Consider the following 21676-nt stretch of genomic DNA (forward strand, 5'->3'; position numbering starts at 1 on the left):
CGGGCACCGGCCGAGCGACTGATCTGGAGGCCCCCGTATGGCGATCGGCAACCTCACCGACGCGTTCACCACCCTGATGTTCGGCAAGGTGGAGACCACCCGGCTGCCGGTGCGCACCTCCACCGGCCAGGCGCAGGCGGTCTACCTGCCGACCGCCGCGCCGGGGCTGGGCGACTCCGGGGTGATCATCGGACGGGAGGTGTACAGCGGGAAGGGGTACGTCTACGACCCGTTCCAGCTGTACGGCCAGCAGCTGCCGGCCCCGCACTGGCTGGTGCTGGGGGAGTCCGGCAACGGCAAGTCGGCGCTGGAGAAGACCTATGTGCTGCGCCAACTGCGCTTCCGGGACCGGCAGGTGGTGGTGCTGGACGCGCAGGGCGAGGACGGGGTCGGCGAGTGGAACCTGATCGCCAATGCGCTGGGCATAAAGTCGATCCGGCTGGACCCGATGGCGGCCCGGGACGGCGGGGTGAAGCTGAACCCGCTGGACCCGGCGATCACCCAGACGGGGCAGCTGTCGCTGCTGCGCACCATCATCGAGGTGGCGATGGGGCGCGGGCTGGAGGAGCGGGCGGGCTTCGCGCTGAAGGCCGCGCACGCGCACGTGGTGGCGACGGTCCGGGACCGGCAGCCGGTGCTGAACGACATCATCGACACCCTGCGCAACCCCGAGCTGTCCTCGGTGGAGTCGCTGGGCGTGGCGGTGAAGGACGTGCAGTCCTGGGGCCTGGACGTCGCGCTGGTGCTGGACCGGCTGGTCGACGGCGACCTGCGGGGCATGTTCGACGGGTCGACCACCGACGGCATCGACCTGGACGCGCCGCTGATCGTCTTCGACCTCTCGCACATCGACCGCAACTCGATCGCGATGCCGATCCTGATGGCGATCGTCGGGGTCTGGCTGGAGCACACCTGGATCAGGCCGGACCGCAAGAAGCGGATCTTCCTGGTCGAGGAGGCCTGGCACATCATCAACAGCCCCTTCGTGGCACAGCTGTTCCAGCGGCTGCTGAAGTTCGGCCGCCGGCTGGGCCTGTCCTTCGTCGCCGTGGTGCACCACCTGTCGGACGTGGTGGACGGGGCGGCGGCCAAGGAGGCTTCGGCGATCCTCAAGATGGCCTCCACCCGGACCATCTACATGCAGAAGGCCGAGGAGGCGCGCGCCACCGGGCGGGTGCTCGGCCTGCCGCGCTGGGCGGTGGAGATCATCCCCACGCTCTCGCCGGGCATCGCGGTCTGGGACGTCAACGGCAACGTCCAGGTGGTGAAGCACATCATCACCGATGCGGAACGCCCGCTGGTCTACACCGACCGCGCGATGACCGAGGACGCGGTGGCCGAACGGGTGCGGGCCGACCGGCAGTTGGCGGCCGAGCCGGGTGTCTGAGGCCCGGCCCGGCGGAGAAAGTCCGACGACGATTCGTCAGTAGGTAACCCTGTCGTTACGTCCGGGGGCCTGACAGCTACGCGCGTTGACTCTAGGCTGCACTCGCGCAACGACACTCGTCTCGCGCGCCCGGGCCTGTCCACAGCTGGGCGCTCTCACAGGTGCAGGGGACCCCCTACATGCTCTCCGTCAGAACTCGACGGTCGGCGCTGGCCGTCGTCGCCGCGGCCGGCCTCGTCGGCACGGTGGCCATGCCGTCCGCGGCCCAGGCCGCGACCGCCAAGCCCAAGACCGTCAACCTCCAGTTGCTGGCCATCAACGACCTGCACGGCAATCTGGAGCCCCCGGCCGGTTCGTCCGGGACCATCCGCGAGATCGACCCGGCCACCGGCCAGCCGGTCAGCACCCCGGCCGGCGGCGTCGAGTACCTCGCCACCGCGCTGCGCCAGGCCCGCATCCCCGCCGACGACTCGATCACCGTCGCCGCCGGCGACCTGGTCGGCGCCTCGCCGCTGACCTCGGCGCTCTTCCACGACGAGCCCACCATCGAGGCGCTGGACAAGCTCGGCCTGGACGTCTCCTCGGTCGGCAACCACGAGTTCGACGAGGGCTCGGCCGAGCTGCTGCGCCTGCAGAACGGCGGCTGCCACCCGACCGACGGCTGCTACGAGGAGGGGCGCAAGTTCGCGGGCGCCAACTTCAACTACCTGTCGGCCAACGTCACCAGCGAGAAGACCGGCAAGCCGGTGCTGGCCCCGTACTGGGTGACCAAGTCCCAGGGCGTCAAGATCGGCTTCATCGGCGTCACCCTGGAGGGCACGCCGAACATCGTCACCGCCGAGGGCGTCAAGGGCCTGAAGTTCGCGGGCGAGGTCGACACGATCAACAAGTACGCGGCCGAGCTGAAGGCCAAGGGCGTCAACTCGATCGTCGCGCTGATCCACGAGGGCGGCCTGCCGGCCAGCAGCACCTACAACTACGACTGCGGCGCGGCCGGCCAGGGCATCTCCGGCCCGATCGTCGACATCGCCAAGAAGATCGACCCGGCGGTCGGCGCCATCGTCACCGGCCACACCCACAACGCGTACGCCTGCACCATCCCGGACCCGCAGGGCGTGCCGCGCTCGGTGACCAGCGCCGCCTCCTTCGGCCGGCTGTACACCGAGATCGACCTGAAGCTCGACAAGGCCAGCGGCACCATCGTGCGCCCGTCGGTCAAGGCGGAGAACCACATCGTGCGCCGGACGGTCGAGAAGGCCCCGGACCTGACCCAGCTGATCGACCACTACTCGAAGCTGGCCGCGCCGATCGCCAACCGCCCGATCGGCTACATCGCCTCGGACATCAACGGCCGTGGCAACAGCGACCTGGAGAAGCCGCTCGGCGACGTCATCGCCGACGCCCAGCAGGTCGGCCTCGCGCCCGCCGACAAGGGCGGCGCGCAGGTCGCCTTCATGAACCCCGGCGGCATCCGCGCCGACCTCGTCTACAAGGCGAGCGGCGCCGAGGGCGACGGCGTGGTGACCTACGGCGAGGCGTTCACCGTCCAGCCGTTCACCAACATGATGCAGGTCAAGACGCTGACCGGTGCCCAGCTGATCCAGCTGCTGCAGCAGCAGGTCAGCGGCTCCAACGAGGCCTCGCCGAAGATCCTCCAGCCGTCCAAGTCGCTCAGCTACACGCTGGACATGCGCAACAAGGGCGCGGACCGGATCGTCGTCGACTCGATCCGCCTCAACGGCGCGCCGGTCGACCCGGCCGCCAAGTACCGGGTCGCGGCCAACGAGTTCCTGGCCGGCGGCGGCGACGGCTTCCCGGCCTTCGCGGCCGGCACCGACAAGCTCGTCGGCGCCTCCGACCTGGACGTCTTCGCCGCCTACCTGGGTGCCAACAGCTCGGCCGCCGCGCCGCTGAAGGCCCCGGCGCAGGACCGGATCAAGATCATCACCGCGGGCGGCACCACCGGCTGAGCCGAGGGTCGCCGGCCGTGAGCCGACCAGGGGCGGGGCGCTGTCGGGGCGCCCCGCCCCTTCCGGTTATGCGGGGGCGGGGCCGCCGGGCAGACGGACGGTGGCGAGGGTGCCCGGGCCGCCGTCCCGGGCGGGGCCGAGCGACACCTCGCCGCCGGCCTCCCGGACGCTCTGCGCCACGATCGACAGCCCGAGGCCCGAGCCCGGGAGCTGGCGCGAGGAGGGGGAGCGCCAGAAGCGGTCGAAGACGTACGGGAGCTCGTCCGGGGGGATGCCGGGACCGTGGTCGCGGACGGTCAGCACGCCCGCGTCGAGCCGGACCTCGACGGTGCCGCCGGGCGGGCTGTACTTCACCGCGTTGTCCAGCAGGTTGATCACCGCGCGCTCCAGGGCGGCCGCGTCGGCGTGCACGTACCAGGGCGCGGTGGCCGTCTCGAAGACCAGCCCCGGACCGCGCAGCTTGGCGCGCTCCACGGCCCGTTCGGCGATCTCGTGCAGGGCGACCACGGCGAGCGTGCGGACCGGTTTGGGGGAGTCCGGGCGGGACAGCTGGAGCAGGTCGCCGATCAGGACGGTGAGCTCCTGCATCTGGGCCTTCATGTTGCCGAGCAGCTTGGTGCGGGTGGCGGGCGGGAGCGGACGGCCGGTGTCGTCGCTGCGGATCAGCAGGTCGACGTTGGTGCGCAGGGAGGTGAGCGGGGTGCGCAGCTCGTGTCCGGCGTCGGCGATCAGGCGGGTCTGCCGTTCGCGGGAGTTGGCGAGCGCGGTGCTCATGGAGTTGAACGAGGTGGAGAGCCGGGCGATCTCGTCCTCGCCCTGCACGGGGATGGTGGTGCCGACCTCCTCGGTGCGGGCGATGTGCTCGACGGCGTCGGTCAGCTGGTCGACGGGCTTGAGCGCGGAGCGGGCGACGAGCCGGCCGGCGACACCGGCGAGGATGATGCCGCCGAGCGCGACGCCGCCGAGGATGAAGGCGAGCTGGTTCAGGGACTGCTCGACGGGCTTCGTGGAGAGGGCGTTCATCACCACGACAGGCTGGCCGGTGTCGCGGTCGTAGTACCAGGCGACCTTGACCATCGCGGGGGTGCCATCGGTGTAGTTGCCCGTGCGGGTACGGGACTCGCCGGCGTCGAGGGTGAGGATGGCCCGGTCGCTCGGGCGCAGTTCGATGGCCCTGGTCGAGTTGATCCGCAGACAGACCGTGCTCCAGTCGGTGGTGACCACCTGGGAGTCGAAACGGGGCGGGTCGGCGGTGACGGCCGGCGTGGCCGCCACCTTGGCCAGCGCCTCCCGGGGGGTTTTGGCGCAAATCGGTTTGGTGAGCGGCGGCGGAACCGGCGGCAGCGGAGGTGCTCCAGCGAGGTCCTGCTTGACCAGGTCGTACTGCTTGCGCTCCACGATGAACCAGCACGCCAGCGCCGAGAGCGCGATCGCCACCGCCACCGCCGCCGCCGTGAGGAAGGTGAGGCGGGTGCGCAGCGAGCGGGCGCGGTACCAGGTGGTGAGGCGGCCGCGGCGCGGGATGCGGGGCGGGGTGAGCGGGGGCGGCGGGACGGTGGGGCTCACGCGGTGGTGCCGGCGGCGGGGCGGAGCGCGTAGCCGACTCCGCGGACGGTCTGGATGAGCCGGGGCAGGCCGCCCTGCTCGGTCTTGCGGCGCAGGTACATCACGTACACGTCCAGCGAGTTGGACGAGGGCTCGAAGTCGAAGCCCCAGACCGCCTTGAGGATCTGCTCGCGGGTGAGCACCTGGCGGGGGTGGGCGAGGAACATCTCCAGCAGCATGAACTCGGTGCGGGTCAGTTCGACAGGGCGGCCGGCCCGGGTGACCTCGCGGGTGGCGGTGTTCATCCGCAGGTCCGCGAAGGCGAGGACGTCGGTCTCCTCCTCGACGGCGGCCGCCCGGGCGGCGGCCTCGGTGGCGAGCGCGTTGCGCCGCAGCAGGGCGCGCACCCGGGCGAGCAGCTCGTCGAGTTCGAAGGGCTTGGCGAGGTAGTCGTCGGCGCCGACGTCGAGGCCGGTGACCCGGTCGCCGACGGCGTCCCGGGCGGTGAGCATCAGCACCGGGACGGTGTCGCCGCGCGAGCGCATCCGGCGGACGGCGGTGAGGCCGTCCATCCTGGGCATCATGATGTCGAGCAGGACGAGGTCCGGCCGTTCGCGTTCGACGGACTCCAGCGCCTCGTAGCCGTCGGTGGCGGTGGCGACCTCGTAGCCCTCGAAGGCGAGGCTGCTCTCCAGGGCGTCCCGGAGCGCGGGTTCGTCGTCGACCACGAGGAGCCGGGCGCTGGTCTGGTGCCCGGGCTCGGCGGGGGTGCGGTCGTCGGCGGACGGGGTCATCGGCGGTTGCCCTTTCTGGTGGCGGGAGGGCCTGCTCGGGTCAATTGTCGGACGTGGTCAGATGTTCTGGCCGGACTGCAGCTTCGGCAGCACCTGCTTGATGTCGTCGATCGGGATGGCGAAGCCGAGGCCGACGCTGCCGGCTCCGCTGCCGCCGGCCGTGGCGCTGGACCCGCTCGGCGAGTACATGGCCGAGTTGACGGCGATGACCTGCCCGCTCGCGTTGATGAGCGGGCCGCCGGAGTTGCCGGGGTTGAGCGCGGCGTCGGTCTGGAAGGCCTGGTAGGTGGCGGTCTCGCCGCCGCCCTGCGGGGCGGTGCCGCGCAGTCCGGGCAGGTTGGGGAGGCCGAAGCCGCCGTTGCCGCCGGTGGTGCCCTCGTCGAGCTGGACGGTGACCTCGCGGTGCTCGGCGCTGATGATGCCGGAGGTGACGGTGCCGGTGAGGCCCTCGGGGTTGCCGATGGCGACGACGGGGTCGCCGACCGCGACGGCGGAGGAATTGCCGAGGACGGCGGGGGTGAGCTTGTGGGAGCCGCCGGCGGTGATCACGGCGGCGTCCAGGCCCTTGTCGGTGCCGGTGAGCGCGGCCCGGGCGGTGGAGCCGTCGTGGAAGGTGACGGTGATCTGGCCGCCGCCGGCCGCGCCGGAGACCACGTGGTAGTTGGTGAGGATCTGCCCGTCCGCCGTGAGTACCACGCCGGTGCCGGTGGCGGTGCCGTTCGCGGTCTTCACGGTGATCTGGACGACGCTGGGGGAGACGGCAGCCGCGACGGCGGCGACGTCGGCGCTGCCGTCGGAGCGGGCGGCGACCGGGCTGGCGATGGTGCCGGTGCGGGCGGTGGAGTCGTGGTCCCGGGCGGCGACGAGGCCGCCGGTGACGCCGCCGAGGACGGCGGCGATCGCGGCGACGGCGGTGACCAGGGCGAGCCGGCCGCGCAGCAGGCCGCGCCGGGCGCGGTGGCCGGGGCTGCCGGGAGTGGGTGCCGTGCCCGCCTCGGGCGGGACCGGCGGGGCCGGGGGAGGGGGCGGGGTGCCGGCGGCGGGGTGGGCGGCGGTGCCGAACCCGGTGCCGTCGTACCCGGTGCCGTCGTACCCGGCGTGGTCCTGCGCGGTGCGGTCCTGCGTGGTGCTGTCGAGGACGGTGCCCGGGATGATCCGGGGCTGCGGGTACCCGTACGGGCCGTCGTACTGCTCGCCGTCGGTGCGGTGCTGCCACTGCTGGTGATCGCTCATGGCGACCAACGTCCGCCCGGTGGATGAGAATCCGATGAGAGTCCGCTCAGAACGCCCCGAGAAGCCCGTTGACTTCTCATAAAGCCTGGTCAGGCTACGAGTCGGCGCCGTCCGGCGAGCAGCCGCAGGAACGCCGTACGACCAGGCGCGACGGGAAGGTGCGGACCCGTTCGGTGTCCGAGCCGGGCACCATCAGCGAGTCGTCCAGCACCAGGTCCACCGCGGCCCGGGCCATCGCGTCGCGGTCGGAGGCGACGGTGGTCAGCGGCGGGTCGGCGAGCGCGGCCTCCGGCACGTCGTCGAACCCGGCCACCGCGAGGTCCTCCGGCACCCGCAGGCCCAGTTCGCGGGCGGCCCGCAGCACGCCGATGGCCTGGTCGTCGGTGGAGCAGAAGATCGCCGGCGGGCGGTTCCCGGAGCGCAGCAGGTCGAGCGCGACGTCGAAGGCGCCGTAGCGGTGGAACGGCGCGTCGATCAGGTGCGGTTCGGTGGGCAGGCCGTGCGCGTCCATGGCGCGCTGCCAGCCCTCGACGTGGTCGATGACCGGGTCGCCGGGCGCGGGGGACTCCACCGGGCCGCCGAAGCAGGCCACGTACGGGTGCCCGTGCACCTCCAGCAGGTGGCGGACGACCGTCTCGGCGCCGGCCACGTCGTCGGTGACCACCGCGACGTCGTCGATCGCCTCGGGCCGGCGGTGCAGCAGCACCACCTTGGCGCCCTCCATGGCGGCGAACTCCTCGGCGGCCCGCTGGGAGGGGCCCTGGCTGACCAGGATCAGGCCGGAGACCCGCATGCCGAGGAAGGCGCGGACGTAGTGGACCTCGCGGTCGTCGACGTAGTCGGAGTTGCCGATCAGGACGAGCTTGCCGCGTTCGGAGGCGGCCCGTTCGACGGCGTGCGCCATCTCGGCGAAGAACGGCTGGCGGGCGTCCGGGACGACCATGCCGATCAGGTTGGTGCGGCGGGAGGCCATCGCCTGCGCGACGCTGTTCGGCCGGTAGCCGAGCTGCTCGATCGCGGCGAGCACCTTCTCCCGGGTGGCGGGCGCGACCGGGCGCGGTCCGTTGTTGATCACGTAGCTGACGACCGCGGTCGAGGTACCAGCCAGTCGGGCTACGTCGTCGCGCGTCACTTTGGCCACGGGGGGAGTCTACGCGTGTGGCATGCGGCCGGGCAGCGGGGGACCCGCGTCGGGCGGGCGTGGCGCGCGGGGCACCCCGGACGGGTCGGGACGAACCCGGACAGGCCGGGCGGGGCGGGGCGGCGCGGCCCCGTCCGGCCGACCGGTCAGGCCTCCAGGGCGGCCGGGGAGCGCCGGGCCGGCGGATCGTTCCGCTCGGCCCGCTCGCCCTTGTCCCCCTTGTCGGGGACGACGAAGCGGTAGCCGACGTTGCGCACGGTGCCGATCAGGCCCTCGTGCTCGACGCCGAGCTTGGCGCGCAGCCGACGGACGTGCACGTCGACCGTCCGGGTGCCGCCGAAGTAGTCGTAGCCCCAGACCTCCTGGAGCAGCTGCGCCCGGGTGAAGACCCGGCCGGGGTGCTGGGCGAGGTACTTGAGCAGCTCGAACTCCTTGAAGGTGAGGTCGAGCACCCGGCCCTTGAGCTTGGCCGAGTAGGTGGCCTCGTCGACCGAGAGGTCGCCGTTGCGGATCTCCATCGGGCTGTCGTCGGTGGACACCTGGAGCCGGCCGAGGGCGAGCCGCAGCCGGGCCTCGACCTCGGCGGGGCCGGCGGTGTCGAGCAGGACGTCGTCGATGCCCCATTCGGCGGTGACGGCGGCCAGGCCGCCCTCGGTGACCACCAGGATCAGCGGGCAGCCGATGCCGGTGGAGCGCAGCAGCTGGCAGAGGCTGCGGATCTGCGGCAGGTCACGCCTGCCGTCCACCAGGATGACGTCGGCGCTGGGCGTGTCGACCAGGGCGGCGCCCTCGGCGGGGGCCACCCGGACGTTGTGCAGCAGCAGGCCGAGCGCGGGCAGGACCTCCGCGGAGGGCTGCAGCGCGTTGGTGAGGAGGAGCAGAGAACTCATACCCGGTAGTCCCCTTTCCGGGTCGTCGCGGTCGCGTTCCGGTCGCCGCCACGGCCGGATGGCGCAGGTGCTGATGAGGGGGAGGAGACGGAGGCCAGGGGGGACGCGGGGGATCCGGCGGCGCGCGCGGCCGGACGGCGCACGCCCAGGGGGTCCTGTGACCCCCGGTGCACCGTTTCTGCCCTGCTCATCCGCGAACCTTCCGGTCCTGGCCCGTCCCGGGCGGCGGCCCGGAGCCGGGGTTGTCCGACGCCCCGGCCTCGTCCCGGCACCTCGTTGTGCCGTGTGTGGCGGGGCGGTCCCTGCGGCACGCCGGGGGTGGGCCGACGATTCGCACGGACGTCCGTACTGGCGTCCTGAAAGCACAAAAGGATCCGGGGGCGACTCTGCCCGGATCCCTCACGGATCGAGGATAGCCGACCGGCCCACCGCGCCGGGAGGGCTCGAATCCGGCGGTCCGGCCTTTTCGGGCGCGCCCCGGGTGAGCCCGGCCACAGCTTCGCGACGGCGCCGCCGGGCGCCGGGCCAGGGCGATTGCCGCTCGCGCGGGCGAACACGACATCATGGGGGACACATCGGCGGCACCGCGCGCGTACACCTTTCGGGCGAGGCGCGGGCGCACCGGTGGTGGACCCGGCCGGGACACCCGGGCCCGGGCGAGGACGACGAGAAGGGGTTGCCATGGGCGCGACCACCGGGCACGACCCGGCGGCCGCCGTTCGGGTGAGCGGGACGATCCGCTACTGGGCGGCGGCGAAGTCGGAGGCCGGGCTGGCCGAGGAGCCGTACCTGGCGGCGACCCTGGCCGAGGCGCTGGCGCGGGCCGAGGAGCGGCACGCGGACCGGCCGAAGCTGGTCCGGCTGCTCGGTCACTGCTCCTACCTGGTGGACGGCTCGCCGGTGGGCGGCCGTGACCGCGCGACCGTGGCGCTCACCGAGGGCGGGACGATCGAGGTCCTCCCCCCGTTCGCGGGCGGGTGAGCGGCATGACCGGGATGAACGGAACCCCCGAGGGGCAGCCCCAGCAGGCCCAGCCCCAGCAGGCCCAGCAGCCGCAGCCGCCGTACCCGCCGCAGTACCCGTACGGGCAGCCGCCGTACCAGCCGCAGCAGCAGCCTCAGCAGCCGCCGCAGGGTTACCAGCCCGGGCAGCCGCCGTATCCGTACGCCCCGCAGCAGGCGTACGCGCCGGATCCCTATGCGCAGCAGGGGCACGCGGCGCAGCCGTACGCCCCCGGCGCGGGCCAGGCGCCGTACGGCGGGCAGGCGTACGGCGGGCAGGCGTACGGGCAGCCGCCGTACGGCGCCGGACCGGGTACGGACGACGCCGCGACGACGCTGCTCCCGCCGGTGCCGTCGCTGGACGACGCTCCCACCGCGCTGCTCCCGCCCGTGTCGGCGTCGGGCCCGATGCCGCCGGCCCAGGCCCAGGCACACGCCCCGGCCCAGGCTCCGGCCCCGGATGCGGTCCAGGGGCCGGCGCGGCCCTACACCGGGCCGCGGCGCGGCCGGTCGCACCGTCGGACGGATCCCCCGGCGCCCGCGTCCGCGCCGGCGCAAGCCCAGGCCCAGGCCTACCCGCCGGTCCAGTCCCCGGACCACGGACAGGGCCTGGACCAGCCGACCATGACGCTCAAGCGCCCGGAGCCCCCGGCCCCCGTGCTGACCGACCCGGCCGCGGCCCGCGCCGCGCGGGCCGCCCGGGCGGCGCAGAACGCGCACGCGGCGCCCGCCGGTCCCGCCGCGCCGTTCCCCGGCCCGGCGCCGTCCCTGGGCACGCCGCCGTTCCCGCCCGCGACCCCCATGGCCCCCGTCGCCCAGCCGTCCCCGGTTCAGGCGGCGGCCCCGGCCGCGCCCGTGCGGACCGGTTCGCCGATCCACGACCCGGGCCTCCAGCCGGCCCTGATCACCGCCGGCGCCGCCGCCCTGCTGGCCGGCGGCGCGGCGCTCGGCCAGGTGCCGCTCGCCCTGGTGCTCGTCCTGCTCCAGGGCCTGACGGCGGCCGGCTGGTTCCGGCTGAACGGCATGTGGCCGGCCCGCCAGGGCATCGCGCTGGCCGCGCTGTCCGGTGTGGTGGCCGACGTCTCGGTGCTGCTGGCCGACGCGGACGGCGGCACGGCCGCGGTGGTGGGCACGCTCGGCGGGTTCTTCCTGCTGGTCCTGGTGCTGCAGACGTTCCGGCCGGCCGATCCGAAGGAGCGCTTCTACGCGCTCACCGTGCTCGGCTCCGCCACCGTGGTGACGGTGCTCTGCACCGCGCTGCTGCTGGCGGACTGGGTGCCGGCGGCGGTCGGCGCGGTCGCGCTGGCGACCCTGCTGGCGGCTGCGCCGCTGCCGGGACCGCGCTGGCTGGGCCCGCTGCTGGGCCTGGCCGCGGCGGTCGGTCTGGGCTTCGCGGTCGGCGCGCCGCCGTTCCTGGGCGTGGCGGCCGGTCTCGGTGCGCTGATCGGACGCCGGGTGGCCGCGTACGACTTCCCGTCCAGGTTCGTGCACATGACGGCGGGCGTGGCCCTGCCGCTGGCGGTGTCCGCACCGCTGGTCTGGATCGCCACCGCGCTGCTCGGCTGACCGCCGCGACGTCCCGTCCCGGAACCATGCTCCGGGGCGGGACGTCGTACGGTCGTGCGGGAGCGGCCGCACCGGAACGGCCCGATCCGCACGGCCGGCCGCGATGAGCACCACGAACCACGAACCACGAACGACAACGACGGACGACAGCGACCGGCGACGACGGGGGAGAGCGATGCGCGGCTGGCTGAAGGCGACGATCGGCGTGGTGGTGCTCTCCGGCGTGCTGGTGGGCGCCGACCGGATCGCCGTCGGCGTCGCCGAGGACGAGGCGGCCGACCAGATCCTGAAGAGCGGCCGGATGAGCCGGAAGCCGGACGTCTCGATCGAGGGCTTCCCGTTCCTCACCCAGGTCGTCTCGAAGAAGCTGGACGACGTGCGGATCTCCTCGGACGCGCTGACCGTCGGCGAGGGCAAGGACAAGGTGTCCCTGCACGCGTTCCGGGCCGAGCTCTCCGGTGTCGAGGTGAGCGGCAACATGAGCAGCGCCACCGTGGACAGCGGGACCGGCTCCGCGCTGATCACCTACGCGGACCTGTCCGGTCTGCTGCCGCCGGCCTCGGAGCTGGTGCCGAACGCGGGCCGGCTCTCGCTGGGCGCCGGCACCCGGCTGAGCCTCTCCTACGGCGGTCCGGGCAAGGTCAAGGCCTCGCTGGGGCCGTTCCCGATCGGCGACGCCGCGGTGCACAGCAAGGGCGACACCGTGACGGTGGACGGGTTCAAGCTGAGTTCGATGGCCTCGCTGCTGGCCGGGGTGTCCGACCAGACCCTCGCCCTGATCAGCTTCACCCTCTCCACGCTGCCCGCCGGGCTGAACCTGTCCTCGGTCACGCCGCAGGAGGACGGCCTCCGGCTGGGCTTCGACGGCAAGGGCATCAAGCTCATCGGCTGACCCGAACACCTCCCCGCCAACCGTTCCGTCGTTCCGCTCCGCGAGACGCGCTGTCCAGCGTCGGCCGCGGAGCGGTGTCGTTCCCGCCTCCCGGCCCCCCTCCGGGCGCCCACGGCCCGGGTCCCGGCCGGTTCCCGACGCCCATGAAATGGTCAAATCCCATGATGTGAGCCACCTGGTCTCGCCATTCGATACGCTGGTGACAGCGGGCGTCGGGTGTCCCTAGCATCGTTCGCATGAAGCGACAGACGGACCTCACCAAGCGGCGGGCGGTAGACCTGTGCCGCGTGGCCGCCTGTCTGTGTCGAATGCCTTAACTCGGCGTCCAGGCAGGGCAGTTGCCCCCGCCGCCGATTTCTTCCGGTGACCGCAGCCGGCCCCTCTGGCCGGGCGTTCCCGCCGTACTCCGCCACACACCGCCCGGTCGCGCCGCACACCGGCTCCTGTCCCATTATTCGGACAGGAATTCGGACCGATGGCCGACGGGCGACCCGCACCACCGCTGAGCAGCAGCACCCCGAAGCAGCGAGCACCTTCCGCCAACCGCCCCCGGATGGAGAACATCACCATGAGCCGCAGCGACGTCCTGGTCGACGCCGACTGGGTCCAGGCCCACCTGGACGACCCGAAGGTCGTGATCGTCGAGGTCGACGAGGACACCTCCGCGTACGACAAGAACCACATCCGCAACGCGGTCCGGATCGACTGGAAGGACGACCTCCAGGACCCGGTCCGCCGCGACTTCATCGACCAGGCCGGCTTCGAGGCGCTGCTCAGCGCCAAGGGCATCGCCAACGACGACACCGTCGTCCTCTACGGCGGCAACAACAACTGGTTCGCCTCCTACGCCTACTGGTACTTCAAGCTGTACGGCCACGGCGACGTCCGCCTGCTCGACGGCGGCCGCAAGAAGTGGGAGCTGGACTCCCGCGACCTGGTCGCCGAGGTGCCGCAGCGCGCCGCGACCGAGTACACGGCGCAGGCCGCCGACTCCTCGATCCGCGCCTTCCGCGACGACGTGATCGCCGCCATCGGGAACCTCAACCTGGTCGACGTCCGCTCGCCCGACGAGTTCTCCGGCAAGCTGCTCGCCCCGGCCCACCTCCCGCAGGAGCAGTCGCAGCGCCCCGGCCACGTGCCGACCGCGCGCAACATCCCGTGGGCCAAGAACGCCAACGACGACGGCACCTTCAAGAGCGACGACGAGCTCAAGGCCCTGTACGAGGCCGAGGGCGTCGACCTGGCGACGGACACCATCGCCTACTGCCGCATCGGCGAGCGCTCCGCGCTCACCTGGTTCGTCCTGCACGAGCTGCTCGGCCAGGAGAACGTGAAGAACTACGACGGCTCGTGGACCGAGTACGGCAGCCTCGTCGGCGTGCCGATCGAGCTCGGCAACTGAGCCACCGGCTCCACCCGTAAGGCAGAAGGGAAACAAGACAATGTGCGGTGCGAAGGCCGGCGGCCCGGACCTGGCAGGAGTTGACGTGGCGAACGAGACGATCATCCAGGGTTCGGTGACCCGCGACGGCGAGCCGGTCAACGGCTACGTCCGACTGCTCGACGAGAACAACGAGTTCACGGCCGAGGTCCCCACCTCGGCGACCGGCCAGTTCCGGTTCTTCGCCCGCCCGGGCAAGTGGACCCTGCGCGCGCTCATCCCGGGCCAGACCGTGGACCGCCAGGTGGTCGCCTCCCAGGGCAACCTGACCGAGGTCGCCATCGCCGTCTGACCGGCGACGCCGGAACAGCAGTACCGAGGGCCCCTGCCGAGCGGGGGCCCTCGGGCATACCGTGGAAGCGTGCAGTCCCGTCGGCGGCGCCGCTACTACTACGTCATGATGGCCGTCTGCCTGGGCCTCTTCGTGCTGGCCTGGGGAGCGGTCCGGTTCGTCTCCGTCCCGGCGGCCGTGGCCCTGTGCGTGGTCGCGATGGTCATCCCGCCGGCGGCGGCGGTGTTCGCCAACCGGCGCGACCCCGAGGACGACTGGTGGGACGACCCGCGCTGGGAGGACCCGAAGTGGGACGAGCCCGGCCACGACCGGGACCGCCCCGACCACGAGGACAGCCCTTAGGGCCTAGTAGACGAGCGCCTGCACGCCGTCGGCCATGATCTCGCTGACGAAGACCTGCGCGCCCGCGATCCGGGCACCCTCGATGAGGTCCTTCTCCTCGATCCCGCGCCGCGCCGCGCACTGGGTGCAGAGCGTGAGCGTGCCCCCGGCCAGCACCGACTCCAGCAGGTCGGGCAGCGGCGCCGCGTGCGGCAGCTCGAACTCCGCCGCCCGCCCGGGCAGGGCGAACCAGGACGACTCCCCGGTCAGCCAGAGCGACACCTCGACGCCACTGGCGACGGCGACCGCCGCCACCGTGAACGCCTGCGAGCACCGCTCGGGGGCGTCGGCCCCCGCGGTGACCTTGATGACGAGCTTCTTCGAAGACATGCCGACACCCTAGATCGCCGACGTGGTGGGGCTCACCGAGACCCTCCCCCACCCGCCGGATAGAGTGAGCGGCAGCAAAATCCACCACACTGTCGCCGCAATGGGAGCCACCCGTGTCCGGTCTGGAAATCTTCTTCGACGGTCTGCTGGCCCTCATGGCCGTGCTGATCACCTGGTTCGCCATCTTCTCCGTGATGAAGCTCTACCAGGGCCAGCGCTGACCCCGCTGCCGTACGGTTGAAGTACTCCCGCACCGACGACAGCGACCAGGAACATGATCGAGATCCCCTCTGACCTCCACAAGGACGTCGTCCCGCTCGCCTTCCTCCTCGGCACCTGGGAGGGCGCGGGCGTCCATGACTTCCCCGGCACCGAGAAGTGCAACTTCGGCCAGGAGATCGTCATCCGCCACGACGGACGGCCCTTCCTGGAGTTCCGTTCCCGCACCTGGGTGCTGAACAGCGAGGGCGAGAAGGTCCGTCCGCTGGAGAACGAGCACGCCTTCTGGCGCATCACCAGCAACCAGCACGGCACCAGCGGCGCCCGCGGGGTCGAGATCTCGTCCGTCCGTGACGACGGCACGGTGGAGATCTGGTACGGCGAGCTGGCCGACGGCAAGCCGCAGATCGACGTCTCCACCGACGCGGTGGCCCGGATCGAGGGCTCGCCGGAGTACTCGGGCGGCAAGCGGCTCTACGGCTTCGTCAACGAGGAGCTGCTCTGGGTGGGTGAGAAGGCCGCCCCGAACGTCCCGCTGCGCCCGTACATGTCGGCCCAGCTGCGGAAGGTGCTCTCGCCGGCCCAGCTGATCAAGGACATCAACGACCTGCCGGACGACGGCATCGCCTTCTTCAAGTAGCCCTTCGAGCAGGCACGGCCGCCCGCAGGGGCGCGCACGGGTAGGGACCGGCCCCCGGCCGGTCCCTACACTTGGTTCAGGACCCCCGACGTTTGGCAGGGACAGGACCGTGGCGGACACCGGCACCACCGACTGGCAGCTCTCCGGCGACTGGAAGGCCGACCTGCGCGAGCGCGGGTACCGGCTCACCCCGCAGCGCCAGCTCGTGCTGGAGGCGGTCGACGCGCTCGACCACGCCACCCCGGACGACATCCTCTGCCACGTCCGGCAGACCGCCAGCGGCGTCAACATCTCCACCGTCTACCGGACCCTGGAGCTGTTGGAGGAGCTGGGCCTGGTCTCGCACGCCCACCTCGGCCACGGCGCCCCGACCTACCACCTGGCCGGCCGCCACCACCATCTGCACCTGGTCTGCCGGGACTGCGAGAAGGTCACCGAGACCGGCACCGAGATCGCCCAGCCGCTGATCGACAGCCTCCGCGCCCAGCACGGCTTCGACACCGACCTCAAGCATTTCGCCATCTTCGGCCGCTGCGCCGACTGCGCCGCCGGGCCCGCCGCGGAGCGGTCGTAAGCTAGCCGGTATGACCGGTCTGAAGAGCCCGCTGCTTGCGCTGTCCGGAGCCGTCCCCGCCGAGGGAACCGACGAGGGTGTCGCCGCCCACTACGGCGACCTCTTCCGTGAACAACGGAACCTCTCCCAGGGCAGCGGTTTCGTGGACCTCTCGCACCGCGGCGTGATCACCGTGACCGGCGCGGACCGGCTGAGCTGGCTGCACCTGCTGGTCACCCAGCACGTCAGCGCGCTGCCGCCGCAGCAGGCCACCGAGGCGCTGGTGCTCTCGCCCAACGGGCACGTCGAGCACGCCCTCTACCTGGTCGACGACGGCACCACCATCTGGGCACACGTCGAGCCGGGCACCCAGCAGGCGCTGGTCGGCTACCTGGAGAGCATGAAGTTCCTCTACCGGGTCGAGGTGGCCGACGCGACCGCCGACTACGCGGTGGTCCACCTGCCGGCCGGCTCCACCGCCTCCGCCGAGGGCGCGGCGGCCGTCCGCGAACTGCCGTACGGGCGGGACCTCTTCCTGCCCCGCGCCCGGCTGGCGGAGCTGACCGCGGGCTACGGTCCGGCGGCGGGCGTCTGGGCGTACGAGGCGCTGCGGATCGAGGGCCACCGGCCGCGGCTCGGCTTCGAGACCGACCACCGGACCATCCCGCACGAGGTGGACTGGCTGAGCACCGCCGTCCACCTGCAGAAGGGCTGCTACCGGGGCCAGGAGACGGTGGCCCGGGTGCACAACCTGGGTCGGCCCCCGCGCCGGCTGGTCTTCCTGCACCTGGACGGCACCGAGGAGGTGCTGCCCCCGCACGGGACGCAGGTGCGGCTCGCCTCCGACCCGGAGGGGCGGGCGCTCGGCATCGTCACCTCCTCGGCGCGCCACCACGAGCTGGGGCCGATCGCGCTGGCCGTCGTGAAGCGCAACGTTCCGGTGGACGCGGTGCTGCTGGCCGGCACGGTGCCGGGGACGCAGGACGTGATCGTCCCGCAGTGAAGCGGAGGTCCTGGCCGTTGCCGGCCATGACGTTCATGACGTTCATGACGTCGGTGACGCTCGCGCGGAGGCGTGGGACGGGAGGACGGTTTCCGCCGTCGGGGACGCGTCCGGCCTTCGCCGGTTCGAGCGCGATCCTGCGGGGTTCTTCCACGTGGACGGGCAAGCCCGGGAGACGCCGGCCCCGGTGGCGATGTGGGCGGTCGGCCGGGTACGGCAGCGTTCGACGAGCCTTCGCCGTCCCTCGATGCTCAACGGGGCGTTCGCGTGCGTCACGGGAGCACCTCGCTGCTCCGATCCGCTGCGATCACACCGCGCAGGGGGAACGCGACAGGTAGCGCAACCAGGACGAGGAGTCCGCTCGCCCAGAGCGGCCCGAGGTCCCCGGCCGCCGTGCTGAGGGTCGTCGCGGCGACGAGGGGTCCGACAACAGCGCCCACGTTGAGCGCGGCGGTCGCGTAGGAGCCGGCCATGGTGGGTGCTGCTGCCGCCTCGTAGAGCACCCGCGTGATCAGCGTGCTACCCAGCGCGAACGACAGCGCGCCCTGGACGAACACGAGGGCGAGCAGAGCAACCGGCCTGTCGGCCAGCAGGGCCAGGGCCGGCCAGCCGACGAGCAGCAGCGGACCGCCGACCGCGACGACCGGACCGGGGTGCTGGTCGGACAATCGGCCGGCAACGGTGACCCCGGCGAAGGAACCCGCACCGAAGAGCACCAGGACGACGGAGATCCACAGCTCGCCCAGCCCGGCGGTGTCGGTCACGACGGGGGCGAGGAAGGTGAAGCCGGCGAAGGTCGCCGCGTTCACCATGGCGCCGAGCAGCATGATCAGGAGCAACCGCGGCCTCTTGAGCTGCGCGAGTTCCGATCGCAGGGCCGGCCCGTCGGCAGCGACCTTCTGCACACGTCGCGCCGGGATCCCTCGGACGATGCCGATGGCCGCGGGCAGACAGAGAGCGGCGATGGCCCAGAAGGTGGCCCGCCAGCCGAACAATGTGCCGAGCACCGACCCCGCTGGGACACCGGCGACCGTGGCCACCGTGGTGCCCGACAACAGTACGGCGAGCGCGCGTCCCTTCCTGTCGGGCGGGACCAGCGTGGTGGCAGCCGTCAGAGCCACGGCGAGGAACCCCGCGTACGCGAGTGCTGCGGCCACCCGGGTCGCGACCAGGACCGGGAAGCTCGAGGTGGCAGCGCCCACGACGTGGGCTGCCAGGAACGCGAGGACGAACCCCGGAAGGCTGGACCGTCCGGGCCGGTTGCGGGCGAGCCCGGCCATGAGCGGGGCGCCGACGGTCATTCCGATCGCGAATGCCGAGGTGAGGATGCCTGCTGTCCCGACTGTCACGTCGAGGTCCGAGGCGATGTCCGGCAGGAGGCCGGCGAGCATGAATTCCGAGGTGCCCATGGCGAAGACCGCCACGGCGAGCAGATACAGCGGGAGGGGCATCGAGTGGCTCCGAGGTGAGGAGAAGCACGAGAAGGTCGTCTCGTCACCGCGGTCAGCACCCAGGGGCGCACTCGTCCGGCCGCAGAACGCGGCGGGACGGCAGACTACGAACTCAGTGGTTCAGGGGGCTGACGGCGTGACCGAAAGCCCCCACCCTGTCTGACTCAGGACTCGGCATGGCCCGCACGGTACCTGACCGATGCCCGTCGAGGCCATCGGTTTCACAGCCGCCGGTGTGTCATCGACGGCATGACCCGCAACACCTGGCTAGACCTCGACGAGGACGGTGAACGGGCCGTCGTTCACCAGGGCGACCTTCATGTCGGCGCCGAAGCGGCCGGTCTCGACCTTGGCGCCGAGCGCGCGCAGCTGGGCGACCACCTCGTCCACCAGCGGCTCGGCGACCGGGCCGGGTGCGGCGGCGTTCCAGGTGGGGCGGCGGCCCTTGCGGGCGTCGCCGTAGAGCGTGAACTGGCTGATCACCAGCAGCGGTGCCCCGACGTCGGAGCAGGACCGCTCCACGCCCTCGTCGTCGGCCGGCAGCAGCCGCAGCGTCCAGAGCTTGCGGGCCAGTTGGGCCGCCTTGGCGGGGGTGTCGTCATGGGTGACGCCGACCAGGACGCAGAGTCCGGGCTCCTCGATCGCGCCGACGGTCTCCCCGGCCACCGTCACCCTGGCCTCGGTCACTCGCTGCACCACTGCTCGCATGCCGCCATTCTGCCGGAGCCGTCCGGGGCGTGAGCAGGCCCCCATGGGCGCTCGAAGGCCTGGCGCACGCCGGGTTGCGTGCGCCTGCGTGCGCCATGGCAGCGTTCTCCCGGCGAAAAGCTTCGGTCGTATCAGCCACCCCTCTTCGCCAGGGGGCCGTTCGGGTGCACGGGCGGTGCGGCGGCGCCGGGCGGGGTGGCACGCTGGGGGACCGTACGAGGGCGTGTCCGCCGCTCCGCCGCACCTGGGCGGGGAGCCGGCCGCGCCCGAGGTCCGGGGCGCCGAGGTCCGCCGCGCCGGGCCCGGTTCGGCCGGGCGGCCGAGCCGGTGGGTCAGGCGTTCCGGTCGTGTCGCCCCGCCGGGTGGCCACGGCCGGGGGGCGGGGACCTTCGCGGTCGTCCGGGCGTGCCTCCGGACGGGAACGCGCCGGCGGCGCGCGCGGGGGTTGGCGGGCCGGACCGGCGGCAGGCGACGGGGCGCCGCGAGCGGGTGGGATCGGGACGACGGCAGGTGGTTGGTTGATGGACGCGATCAGCACGGCGCAGGACCGGTACGGGCGGCTGCCCGAGGGGCCCGGGGCCGGCCCCGAGCCGGACCTCGGACGCCTGGGCCTGGATCAGCTGCGGACCCTGCGCCGGGAGACCCTGGACCAGGAGGCCGACCTCTCCTACCTGCGGCGGCTGCTGCACGGCCGGATGGACATCCTGCTGGCCGAGTTGGACCGCCGGCCCGGAGCCGGCGGCCCGGCCCGGCCCACGGACGCGGCGGAGCAGGCCGGCGCCCTGCTGGAGCTGCTGCCGGCGATCCTGACCGACGCCCCGTCCACCGTCCGCCGCTCGGCCCGGCACGTCACGCTGGGGCCGCCGCGCGGGCAGCAGTCCCAGCTGGAGGCGGACGCGCTGATGGGCGACGTCCAGCTGGCCGACCTGGCCGCGCACCCGGCCGAGGAACTGCTGGCGGCGCTGGAGCGGCTGCGGGCGCACGAGCGGGAGGTGTCCGGGCGACGGCAGCGGCTGCTGCGGACGGCGGACGGCTGCAACGCCGAAATCACCCGCAGGTACCGTGATGGGGAAGCACGGGTCGACGACCTGCTCGCAGGCGGTCCGCTCTGACAGGTGCGGGGGGCGCCGGGGGTGGGGGACGGGCCCGGCTCGCCCCCGGTTCACCCTCACCTCCGGAAGGCTTTCGCCATGTCCAATTCCGTCTCCCTGCCCGTGCTCGCCGAAGTCGTCCGCTCGGGTTTCACCGAGGGCCGGCACCGAGGTTCGCTGGTGCTGCTGGCCGCTGACGGCTCCGTCGAGTTCGCGCTGGGCGAGCCGGACGCGCCGGTCTTCCCGCGCTCCTGCGCCAAGCCGTTCCAGGCCGTGGCCACGCTGCGGGCCGGGCTCGCGATCGAGGGGGAGCTGCTGGCGCTGGCGGCTTCCAGCCACTCCGCCGAATCGTTTCACCTCGACGGCGTGCGGCGGATCCTCGCCGGTGCCGGACTGGACGAGTCCGCCCTGCGCACCCCGGCCGACCTCCCGCTCGACGACCTGGAGGCCGAACTGCACCTGCGCTGGGGCGGTGACCGCGAGCCGATCCTGATGGACTGCTCCGGCAAGCACGCCGGCTGGCTCGCCGCCTGCGCGGCCAACGGCTGGCCCACCGACAGCTACCTCGACCCGGAGCACCCGATCCAGCGACTGGCCCGCGAGGCCCTGGAGGAGGCCGTCGGCGAGCCGGCCGCGCACGCCGGGGTGGACGGCTGCGGCGCGCCGCTGCTGGCCGTCGGCCTGACCGCCCTGGCCCGCGGCTACCGCGCCCTGCTGCTGGCCGAGCCCGGCACCCCGCAGCGCCGGGTCGCCGACGCGATGCGCGCGCACCCCGAGTACGTGGCCGGCACCCGCCGGGCCGACACCCGGCTGATGCGGGCGGTGCCCGGCGCGCTCGCCAAGATGGGCGCGGAGGCCGTCCAGGTGGTGGCGCTGCCGGACGGCCGGGCGCTCGCCTTCAAGATCGAGGACGGCGCCGAGCGCGCCCGCGGCCCCGTCCTGGCCGCCGCGCTGCGCCGCCTCGGGGTGACCACCGGCGATTCCACGCTGGAGCGGATCGCCGCCGCCCCGCTGCTCGGCGGCGGCGTCCCGGTCGGCGAGGTGCGCGCCGCGTTCTAGCGGGTTCCAGCGGTCCGCCCTCCTCCGCATGCGGAGCGACGGCCCCCGGTGCACGGTGGACCGGGGGCCGTCGCACAGCTGAGGAGTCC

Annotated in this window: 22 protein-coding genes; 14 read left to right on the forward strand and 8 right to left on the reverse strand. The window is 73.0% G+C overall.

All coding sequences use genetic code 11. The features are described from left to right. The first annotated feature begins 37 nt into the window (after positions 1-37). A complete protein-coding gene (locus ACFVUH_RS35405; RefSeq protein ID WP_355357376.1) occupies positions 38-1387 on the forward strand; it encodes an ATP-binding protein in 1350 nt (449 codons plus the stop codon). A 179-nt stretch (positions 1388-1566) separates the two neighbouring features. Next, positions 1567-3357 (forward strand): bifunctional metallophosphatase/5'-nucleotidase, encoded by a 1791-nt coding sequence (locus ACFVUH_RS35410; protein WP_355357379.1) that lies wholly within the window; start codon positions 1567-1569, stop codon positions 3355-3357. Between the two features lie 66 nt (positions 3358-3423). On the opposite strand, the gene ACFVUH_RS35415 is transcribed toward ACFVUH_RS35410, so the two are convergent. The 5 genes from ACFVUH_RS35415 to ACFVUH_RS35435 all read right to left on the reverse strand — a co-directional run bounded on the left by ACFVUH_RS35415 (position 3424) and on the right by ACFVUH_RS35435 (position 8960). Then, entirely contained in the window at positions 3424-4923 is a 1500-nt protein-coding gene (locus tag ACFVUH_RS35415) for a sensor histidine kinase (protein ID WP_387917649.1), read from the reverse strand. Further along, on the reverse strand, positions 4920-5696 hold the full coding sequence (locus ACFVUH_RS35420; protein WP_380681986.1) for a response regulator transcription factor: 777 nt from the start codon (positions 5694-5696) through the stop codon (positions 4920-4922). Before ACFVUH_RS35420 ends, ACFVUH_RS35415 begins: the two co-directional genes overlap by 4 nt. Before the next feature lie 57 nt (positions 5697-5753). Next, on the reverse strand, positions 5754-6929 hold the full coding sequence (locus tag ACFVUH_RS35425; RefSeq protein WP_387917651.1) for a S1C family serine protease: 1176 nt from the start codon (positions 6927-6929) through the stop codon (positions 5754-5756). Positions 6930-7023: 94 nt separating this feature from the next. Further along, entirely contained in the window at positions 7024-8070 is a 1047-nt protein-coding gene (locus ACFVUH_RS35430; RefSeq protein ID WP_355357391.1) for a LacI family DNA-binding transcriptional regulator, read from the reverse strand. 146 nt (positions 8071-8216) lie between these two features. Further along, complete coding sequence (locus tag ACFVUH_RS35435) at positions 8217-8960, reverse strand: response regulator transcription factor (RefSeq protein ID WP_387917653.1); 744 nt, start codon at positions 8958-8960, stop codon at positions 8217-8219. 681 nt (positions 8961-9641) lie between these two features. Here ACFVUH_RS35435 and ACFVUH_RS35440 point away from each other — a divergent pair. The 7 genes from ACFVUH_RS35440 to ACFVUH_RS35470 all read left to right on the forward strand — a co-directional run bounded on the left by ACFVUH_RS35440 (position 9642) and on the right by ACFVUH_RS35470 (position 14494). Next, positions 9642-9941, forward strand: a complete 300-nt coding sequence (locus ACFVUH_RS35440; protein WP_355357397.1) for a MoaD/ThiS family protein — start codon at positions 9642-9644, stop codon at positions 9939-9941. A gap of 5 nt (positions 9942-9946) precedes the next feature. Next, complete coding sequence (locus ACFVUH_RS35445) at positions 9947-11527, forward strand: hypothetical protein (RefSeq protein ID WP_387917655.1); 1581 nt, start codon at positions 9947-9949, stop codon at positions 11525-11527. A 175-nt stretch (positions 11528-11702) separates the two neighbouring features. Continuing rightward, on the forward strand, positions 11703-12419 hold the full coding sequence (locus ACFVUH_RS35450) for a DUF2993 domain-containing protein (RefSeq protein ID WP_387917656.1): 717 nt from the start codon (positions 11703-11705) through the stop codon (positions 12417-12419). A gap of 236 nt (positions 12420-12655) precedes the next feature. After that, positions 12656-12736 carry an Ms5788A family Cys-rich leader peptide gene (locus tag ACFVUH_RS35455; protein ID WP_355358848.1) on the forward strand — a complete coding sequence of 27 codons (81 nt, stop codon included), beginning with the start codon at positions 12656-12658 and terminating at the stop codon, positions 12734-12736. 251 nt (positions 12737-12987) lie between these two features. Then, the gene (locus ACFVUH_RS35460) at positions 12988-13821 is read left to right on the forward strand and encodes a sulfurtransferase (RefSeq protein WP_380681995.1); all 834 of its coding nucleotides are present in this window, start codon (positions 12988-12990) and stop codon (positions 13819-13821) included. Positions 13822-13861: 40 nt separating this feature from the next. Next, the gene (locus ACFVUH_RS35465) at positions 13862-14152 is read left to right on the forward strand and encodes a DUF1416 domain-containing protein (RefSeq protein ID WP_344343425.1); all 291 of its coding nucleotides are present in this window, start codon (positions 13862-13864) and stop codon (positions 14150-14152) included. 69 nt (positions 14153-14221) lie between these two features. Beyond that, a complete protein-coding gene (locus ACFVUH_RS35470) occupies positions 14222-14494 on the forward strand; it encodes a DUF3099 domain-containing protein (protein ID WP_355357407.1) in 273 nt (90 codons plus the stop codon). 3 nt (positions 14495-14497) lie between these two features. On the opposite strand, the gene ACFVUH_RS35475 is transcribed toward ACFVUH_RS35470, so the two are convergent. Further along, positions 14498-14863, reverse strand: a complete 366-nt coding sequence (locus ACFVUH_RS35475; protein ID WP_355357410.1) for a DsrE family protein — start codon at positions 14861-14863, stop codon at positions 14498-14500. Positions 14864-15137: 274 nt separating this feature from the next. Here ACFVUH_RS35475 and ACFVUH_RS35480 point away from each other — a divergent pair, with 274 nt between their 5' ends. The 3 genes from ACFVUH_RS35480 to ACFVUH_RS35490 all read left to right on the forward strand — a co-directional run bounded on the left by ACFVUH_RS35480 (position 15138) and on the right by ACFVUH_RS35490 (position 17278). Beyond that, positions 15138-15722, forward strand: a complete 585-nt coding sequence (locus tag ACFVUH_RS35480; protein WP_387917658.1) for an FABP family protein — start codon at positions 15138-15140, stop codon at positions 15720-15722. Positions 15723-15831: 109 nt separating this feature from the next. After that, a complete protein-coding gene (locus ACFVUH_RS35485) occupies positions 15832-16296 on the forward strand; it encodes a Fur family transcriptional regulator (protein ID WP_355357416.1) in 465 nt (154 codons plus the stop codon). A gap of 19 nt (positions 16297-16315) precedes the next feature. Beyond that, positions 16316-17278 (forward strand): folate-binding protein, encoded by a 963-nt coding sequence (locus tag ACFVUH_RS35490; RefSeq protein WP_355358854.1) that lies wholly within the window; start codon positions 16316-16318, stop codon positions 17276-17278. Between the two features lie 272 nt (positions 17279-17550). On the opposite strand, the gene ACFVUH_RS35495 is transcribed toward ACFVUH_RS35490, so the two are convergent. Beyond that, on the reverse strand, positions 17551-18729 hold the full coding sequence (locus ACFVUH_RS35495) for a Cmx/CmrA family chloramphenicol efflux MFS transporter (RefSeq protein WP_387917660.1): 1179 nt from the start codon (positions 18727-18729) through the stop codon (positions 17551-17553). A gap of 267 nt (positions 18730-18996) precedes the next feature. Then, entirely contained in the window at positions 18997-19437 is a 441-nt protein-coding gene (gene dtd / locus ACFVUH_RS35500; protein ID WP_355357422.1) for a D-aminoacyl-tRNA deacylase, read from the reverse strand. Between the two features lie 521 nt (positions 19438-19958). Here dtd and ACFVUH_RS35505 point away from each other — a divergent pair. Further along, entirely contained in the window at positions 19959-20549 is a 591-nt protein-coding gene (locus ACFVUH_RS35505) for an ABC transporter substrate-binding protein (RefSeq protein ID WP_355357425.1), read from the forward strand. Between the two features lie 78 nt (positions 20550-20627). Then, on the forward strand, positions 20628-21587 hold the full coding sequence (locus ACFVUH_RS35510) for an asparaginase (RefSeq protein WP_355357428.1): 960 nt from the start codon (positions 20628-20630) through the stop codon (positions 21585-21587). Positions 21588-21676 lie beyond the last annotated feature (89 nt).

It is taken from the genome of Kitasatospora sp. NPDC058032 (assembly GCF_042885845.1).
Lineage (GTDB): Bacteria > Actinomycetota > Actinomycetes > Streptomycetales > Streptomycetaceae > Kitasatospora.

Bases quoted from the DNA above. Each gene is read 5' to 3' on its own strand.
- ACFVUH_RS35405 (WP_355357376.1), top strand. From the start codon at position 38: ATGGCGATCGGCAACCTCACCGACGCGTTCACCACCCTGATGTTCGGC.
- ACFVUH_RS35410 (WP_355357379.1), top strand. From the start codon at position 1,567: ATGCTCTCCGTCAGAACTCGACGGTCGGCGCTGGCCGTCGTCGCCGCG.
- ACFVUH_RS35420 (WP_380681986.1), bottom strand. From the start codon at position 5,696: ATGACCCCGTCCGCCGACGACCGCACCCCCGCCGAGCCCGGGCACCAG.
- ACFVUH_RS35425 (WP_387917651.1), bottom strand. From the start codon at position 6,929: ATGAGCGATCACCAGCAGTGGCAGCACCGCACCGACGGCGAGCAGTAC.
- ACFVUH_RS35435 (WP_387917653.1), bottom strand. From the start codon at position 8,960: ATGAGTTCTCTGCTCCTCCTCACCAACGCGCTGCAGCCCTCCGCGGAG.
- ACFVUH_RS35440 (WP_355357397.1), top strand. From the start codon at position 9,642: ATGGGCGCGACCACCGGGCACGACCCGGCGGCCGCCGTTCGGGTGAGC.
- ACFVUH_RS35445 (WP_387917655.1), top strand. From the start codon at position 9,947: ATGACCGGGATGAACGGAACCCCCGAGGGGCAGCCCCAGCAGGCCCAG.
- ACFVUH_RS35450 (WP_387917656.1), top strand. From the start codon at position 11,703: ATGCGCGGCTGGCTGAAGGCGACGATCGGCGTGGTGGTGCTCTCCGGC.
- ACFVUH_RS35455 (WP_355358848.1), top strand. From the start codon at position 12,656: ATGAAGCGACAGACGGACCTCACCAAGCGGCGGGCGGTAGACCTGTGC.
- ACFVUH_RS35460 (WP_380681995.1), top strand. From the start codon at position 12,988: ATGAGCCGCAGCGACGTCCTGGTCGACGCCGACTGGGTCCAGGCCCAC.
- ACFVUH_RS35465 (WP_344343425.1), top strand. From the start codon at position 13,862: ATGTGCGGTGCGAAGGCCGGCGGCCCGGACCTGGCAGGAGTTGACGTG.
- ACFVUH_RS35475 (WP_355357410.1), bottom strand. From the start codon at position 14,863: ATGTCTTCGAAGAAGCTCGTCATCAAGGTCACCGCGGGGGCCGACGCC.
- ACFVUH_RS35480 (WP_387917658.1), top strand. From the start codon at position 15,138: ATGATCGAGATCCCCTCTGACCTCCACAAGGACGTCGTCCCGCTCGCC.
- ACFVUH_RS35495 (WP_387917660.1), bottom strand. From the start codon at position 18,729: ATGCCCCTCCCGCTGTATCTGCTCGCCGTGGCGGTCTTCGCCATGGGC.
- dtd (WP_355357422.1), bottom strand. From the start codon at position 19,437: ATGCGAGCAGTGGTGCAGCGAGTGACCGAGGCCAGGGTGACGGTGGCC.
- ACFVUH_RS35505 (WP_355357425.1), top strand. From the start codon at position 19,959: ATGGACGCGATCAGCACGGCGCAGGACCGGTACGGGCGGCTGCCCGAG.
- ACFVUH_RS35510 (WP_355357428.1), top strand. From the start codon at position 20,628: ATGTCCAATTCCGTCTCCCTGCCCGTGCTCGCCGAAGTCGTCCGCTCG.